Below are 6,000 nucleotides of genomic sequence, written 5' to 3'. Positions count from 1 at the left end.
GAGGCGAGGAACGGATGCCGCCGGCGTACTTCCAGTACGTCAAGGCATTTGTGACGAAGCATATGGTGCTTTATTCGTCAGACTGGTATTATTTGCCGGGGAAGAACGGCCATACCATCGGGATAACAACCAGGGATACTACGAAAGCTACCAGAACCAGACCGGTACCAGCTTTTACATAGTCCATGAATCTGTATCCGCCAGGGCCAAGTACCAGGGTGTTCGGAGGAGTACCTACCGGAGTTGCGAATGCGCAGGATGCTGCAACAGCGATAGCCATCAGAACTGCTTTCGGGTCAGCGCCCAGGTTTTTGGAGATTGCAATACCGATCGGGCACAGCAGAGCTGCGGATGCGGTGTTGGACATGAACTGAGTCAGGCCGCAGGACAGGATGAACAGAACTGCGGTTACAACCAACGGAGAAGGAGAGCCGCCCATCAGGCTAACGGTCCATTCAGCGATGAGTTTGCCAGCGCCAGTTTTATCCATAGCGGTGGATACAGGCATCATACCTGCGAACAGGAAGATGGTTACCCAGTCGATGGAAGCATAAGCTTGTTTTTCAGTCAAGCAACCAGTCAGTACGCAAACCAGAGCGCCGATGATAGCAGCCATCTCAAGGGTTACGCCTTTGATACCCAGTGCCATTACAATAACAACTGCCAGCAGGATAATACCGGAGATGATCATTTTCTTGGAATCGGTGCTGTTAGCTTCGATTTCCTGTTCGATTTCCTGATCAGCGCTCAGCTCAACCTTCGGGAGCAGATGTTTACCGATGAACATCATGTAGAGCATACCGGCTACGGAAACCGGAATACCGATCCATGCGAATTCGAAGAAGCCGAATGCAGGGAGACCGGCAGCGGTCATTGCACCAGTTGCAATGATGTTAGGAGGTGTACCAACCATGGTGATGATACCGCCCCAACCGCAGGCAAATGCCAAAGGCATTAACTGACGGGAAGCAGGAATCTTAGCTGCAGAGCAGATACCTAATGCTACAGGCAACAGGCAAGCTGCAGTACCGGTGTTGGAAAGCACGGAAGAAAGTACGGTGCCAACAACCATCAGACCAAACATCAGGCTGTTTTCACCAGTGCCGCACAGATGAACTACTTTGTTACCGATAGCCTGAGCTAAACCGGTGTAGAACATTGCTGCACCAACAACGAACATGCCGGCGAACAGTACAACGGTGGAGTTAGACAAGCCGCTAAATACTTGCTTAGCAGGAATCAAGCCTAACAGGCCGCACGCAATAGCGCCAGCGGTTGCAGTAATTGCCAAAGGAATGAGTTCGGTTACGAAGAATAACGCAACTACTGCCAAGAGGATTAAACACTTAATTGCAGGGGACATTTTAAGTTCCTCCTTTGTAAAAAAATTTTATATACAATGTCATCTGGACATTATATAACTTTAATTATAGCTTTGTGAAAGTACATGTCAAAGCAATCTTTTTTACTTTATTAAGTATTGTTATTTGCTTTGTTGAATTTATAATAACAGCATTTTTTCTGCGCTTCTGTTGCGCAAGCAACACATTTTTTAGCACCAGCTCTTCATATTCCATATATGACCACGCTATCATAAATCCCTAGGCGTTATTTTTTTCTTTTAGAATTAACTGCATATATTTCAAAATCCCTTTTATCAACTGTATTTCACCCAACTCTCTCATTTTTATTAAAGCAAAAATGCCATGCAATAGCGCACGGCATTTTTACCACTTTCTTTAGTTTTTTAAGTAAAGTAAGTACTAATTTGTCAAAATATTACATTCAACTCACTTGCCCGGGAAGAACGGCCATACGATAGGAATTACAATCAGGGATACGATGAAGCATACGATAACCAGACCGGTACCAGCTTTAACATAGTCCATGAATTTGTAGCCGCCAGGGCCAAGCACCAGAGTATTCGGAGGAGTGCCTACAGGAGTTGCAAATGCGCAGGATGCTGCAACAGCGATTGCCATGATAACAGCCTTCGGGTCAGCGTTGAGCTGTTTTGCAATTGCTACACCAATCGGGCACAGAAGAGCTGCGGACGCGGTGTTGGACATGAACTGAGTCAGGATGCAGGAGAGTGCAAACAGTACAGCAGTTACAACCATCGGAGAAGGATCGCCGCCCATCAGACCAACAGTCCATTCAGCAATGAGCTTGCCGGCGCCGGTTTTATCCATAGCGGTGGATACAGGCATCATACCTGCGAACAGGAAGATGGTTACCCAGTCGATAGAAGCATAAGCCTGTTTTTCGGTTAAGCAGCCGGTCAGTACGCAAATCAGCGCGCCAATAATAGCAGCCATTTCCAGAGTTACGCCTTTGATATCGAGAGCCATTACCAGAACAACGGCAATCAGGATAGCACCGGAGATAATCTGCTTTTTGCTGTCAGTGCTGGTAGCTTCGATTTCCTGCTCAATATCCTGGTCAGCATCAAGCTCAACCTTCGGCAGCAGGTGTTTACCGATAAACATCATGTACAACATGCCGGCAATGGATACCGGAATACCGATCCAGGCAAATTCGAAGAAGCCAAAGCTCGGCAGGCCGGCAGCAGTCAGAGCGCCGGTTGCAATGATGTTAGGCGGGGTACCTACCATAGTGATGATACCGCCCCAGCCGCAGGCAAATGCCAAAGGCATTAACTGACGGGAAGCAGGAATCTTTGCTGCGGAGCAGATGCCTAATGCTACAGGCAGCAAGCAGGCCGCAGTACCTGTGTTGGAGAGCACGGAAGACAGTGCAGTGCCGACAATCATCAGACCAAACATCAGGCTGTTTTCACCGGTTCCGCACAGGTGCACAACTTTGTTACCGATGGACTGTGCCAAACCGGTGTAAAACATCGCTGCACCTACGACAAACATGCCGGCAAACAATACTACGGTAGAATTGGATAAGCCGCTAAAAACTTGCTTAGCAGGCAATAATCCCAACAGACCGCAGGCAATAGCACCGGCAGTAGCAGTGATTGCTAATGGAATAAGTTCTGTAATGAAAAATAATGCAACCACAGCCAACAGAATCAAACACTTAATAGCAGGGGACATAACAGTTTCCTCCTTTTATAAGTTTTTACGTAATGTATAAACATAACTTATCACAGTTTATTTCTACATTCCCGTTGTCTTAATATTATCCTAAAAGCATCAACCTATGTGTGACTTAAGCAACATTTTTAACTGTTTTTCAGAATATTTTAAATGATTTTATTTACATTATATTTATTTAATTTTTTAAAGTTATTTTTAGTACCTATAATATCGATATCATCCGTATAGGTACTAAACAATATAACGTATTATAAGCTGTCAACACTTTCATTCTTATCATATTTCCCCGCCTGCATAACAGCAGAAGGCCGCTGCGCTTTTACAGCAACAGCGACCTTTCTGCCAGTGTTTGATTCAGGGTGTCGTCTAATATGGGAGCATTAAGGGAAGAACGGCCATACCATCGGAATAACAATCAAGCTTACAACAAAGCATACCAGCACCAGACCGGTTCCGCATTTCACATAGTCCATAAATTTGTAGCCGCCGGGACCGAGCACCAGAGTACAGGGAGGAGTGCCAACGGGAGTTGCGAATGCGCAGGATGCAGCAACAGCAATCGCCATTACCACAGCCTTGGGATCTGCATTCAGCTGTTTAGCAATCGCTATACCAATCGGGCACAGCAACGCAGCAGAAGCTGTGTTGGACATGAACTGTGTCAGGAAGCAGGAGATGGAAAACAGTACTATCGTTACAATAAGCGGTGTAGGTTCGCCGCCCATCAGTCCCACTGCCCAGTTAGCAATCAGCTTGCCTGCGCCGGTTTTATCCATTGCAGTGGACACAGGCATCATACCCGCAAACAGGAAGATGGTTACCCAGTCGATGGAGGAATAAGCCTGTTTTTCAGTCAGGCAACCGGTAAGTACGCATACAAGAGCACCGATAATAGCAGTCATTTCCAAGCTGATAAACTTAAAATCCAAGGCCATTACGATTACGCAGACCAACAGAATCATACCGGAAATCATTTGCTTTTTCTTATCATGGGTAGTAGCTTCAATGTCTTGTTCGATTTCCTGATCCGCATCAAGCTCTGCCTTCGGCAGCAGATACTTGCCAATCAGCAGCATATAGAGAATACCTGCTACAGATAGAGGAATACCAATCCAGGCAAATTCAAAGAAGCTGAACCCCGGCAAACCGGCAGCTGTCAGAGCGCCACTGCCGATAATATTAGGCGGTGTACCTACCAGAGTAATAATGCCGCCCCAACCGCAAGCATATGCCATCGGCAACAGCTGGCGGGACGCAGGGTTTTTGGAAGCAGCACAGATACCAAGTGCTACCGGCATCAGGCAAGCGCAGGTACCGGTGTTGGAGAGAACAGAAGAAAGAGCAGTTCCGACAAGCATTAAGCCAAGCATAAGGCTGTTTTCACCGGTTCCGAAAATATGCACTACCTTTTCACCGATAGCCTGAGCTAAACCGGTGTAGAACATTGCCGCGCCAACCACGAACATGCCGGCAAACAGTACTACAGTAGAATTAGAGAGACCGCTGAAAACCTGCTTGGCCGGTATCAGACCCAACAAGCCGCAGGCAACAGCGCCGCCGATTGCAGTAATTGCCAAGGGTATAATTTCAGTTACAAAGAACAAAGCAATTACCGCTAACAGAATTAAACATTTGATTGCGGGGGACATAAGCAATACCTCCTTTAATCTTTTTCCGAAAGTCATACAGCAATGAAATCTTATATGCTCTTCCGTTGATTTTATGATAGCATTTTCTCCCATCTTTCCGCTGTAGCCCAGGCAACAAATTTATTATATTTTACATAATCTTTTTCATATTTTAGTTTCTAAATTTCATAATTTATATTGTATTTTTGTTTATAAACTTACGTATCTTATTTTAATTACTTAAGCACTGTTTTTCAGCTGTTCAGGTACTAATTTCACCAACTGTTCAGGACAATAAAAAAGACACCTTCACGGTGCCTTTCTTAATAAATATATAATTATTATTCCGTATGAGAATGCTCCAGAATCTCAAATGTATTCTTCTCAAAGCTGATAAGTCCGTCAGCACGCATGCGCGCCAGTTCCCTGGTCAAAGCACTGCGGTCGGCATCAAGATAATTAGCCAAATCGGTACGGTTAAAAGGAATAGTAAATTTATCACTGCCATTATACCTTGCTTCCTGCTCAAGATAAGCCATAATCTTACCGCGCAAGGTCTTTTTGCAAAGAATTTCCGTTTTCTCAATCAGGCGTGTATTATTGTCTGCCAGAATCGAAACGATATTGCACATCAGGCGTCTGTTGGTTTCATTGTGATTGCTGCCGTCAAACAGCATTCTTCCCAAAGGAAGCATCAGAATCTCGCTGTCGCTTGCAGCAAAATAGCTTACAACACTGCGGTCGCTCAGCTTGCCCAGATAGTTTTCGGCAAAAACATCGCCTGCTCCCAAATTGGCAATAATGGATTTTTCACCCCAGATATCCTCTTTGATCATCTGAACAGTGCCTTCCATGACAACGCATAAATTTTCTATGCAGTCACCTGCCAGATAAATATAGTCAGACTTAGGGAAATGCTTAATCAGTCCATGAAACTTATGCAGAACCTCGTTAATTTCTTCTCTTCCCAAACCCTTAAACAACGGTATATCATGATAATTCGGTGCAAACATTTTTACTGCCATATTATCACCAGCCTTCTATTTCATATTAGTTATTCCGTATCCTTATTATCCCAAATTAAGATACATATGTAAATATTATGTAACTAAAGTAAACGTTTAGTAATTTTGTTGCTCACGCAACATTTTTTCTGTTTTTTTATAGTGCCCGAAAGCCCCAAAAACTGTGGTTTCAGGCGCTATCCGCCTTCACTTACATAACTTACAAAATTATTCTTTTCTGAGATGTTTTGTAAATAAAGAAAGCGCTTGTAAGCTGTAAAAACGTTGCAATGGCAACGC

The 6,000-nt window shown here is 44.6% G+C and carries 4 protein-coding genes; all 4 read right to left on the bottom strand.

Translation table 11 applies throughout. The annotated features are described in order from the left end of the window. Nucleotides 1-88: 88 nt before the first annotated feature. The 4 genes from Q0612_RS11175 to Q0612_RS11160 all read right to left on the bottom strand — a co-directional run bounded on the left by Q0612_RS11175 (nt 89) and on the right by Q0612_RS11160 (nt 5,721). The gene (locus Q0612_RS11175) at nt 89-1,363 is read right to left on the bottom strand and encodes an SLC13 family permease (RefSeq protein ID WP_298884720.1); all 1,275 of its coding nucleotides are present in this window, start codon (nt 1,361-1,363) and stop codon (nt 89-91) included. Nucleotides 1,364-1,790: 427 nt separating this feature from the next. Then, the gene (locus Q0612_RS11170; protein WP_210683997.1) at nt 1,791-3,065 is read right to left on the bottom strand and encodes an SLC13 family permease; all 1,275 of its coding nucleotides are present in this window, start codon (nt 3,063-3,065) and stop codon (nt 1,791-1,793) included. A 383-nt stretch (nt 3,066-3,448) separates the two neighbouring features. Beyond that, the gene (locus Q0612_RS11165) at nt 3,449-4,717 is read right to left on the bottom strand and encodes an SLC13 family permease (protein ID WP_298884716.1); all 1,269 of its coding nucleotides are present in this window, start codon (nt 4,715-4,717) and stop codon (nt 3,449-3,451) included. 320 nt (nt 4,718-5,037) lie between these two features. Beyond that, nucleotides 5,038-5,721: a Crp/Fnr family transcriptional regulator gene (locus tag Q0612_RS11160; protein WP_298884713.1), complete on the bottom strand. Its 684-nt coding sequence runs from the start codon at nt 5,719-5,721 to the stop codon at nt 5,038-5,040. Nucleotides 5,722-6,000 lie beyond the last annotated feature (279 nt).

Origin of the sequence: uncultured Phascolarctobacterium sp. (assembly GCF_937920985.1) — a bacterium.
Taxonomy (GTDB): domain Bacteria; phylum Bacillota; class Negativicutes; order Acidaminococcales; family Acidaminococcaceae; genus Phascolarctobacterium_A.
The sequence above is the reverse complement of the archived record's forward strand: the minus strand, read 5'-3'. Positions and strand labels throughout refer to the sequence as shown.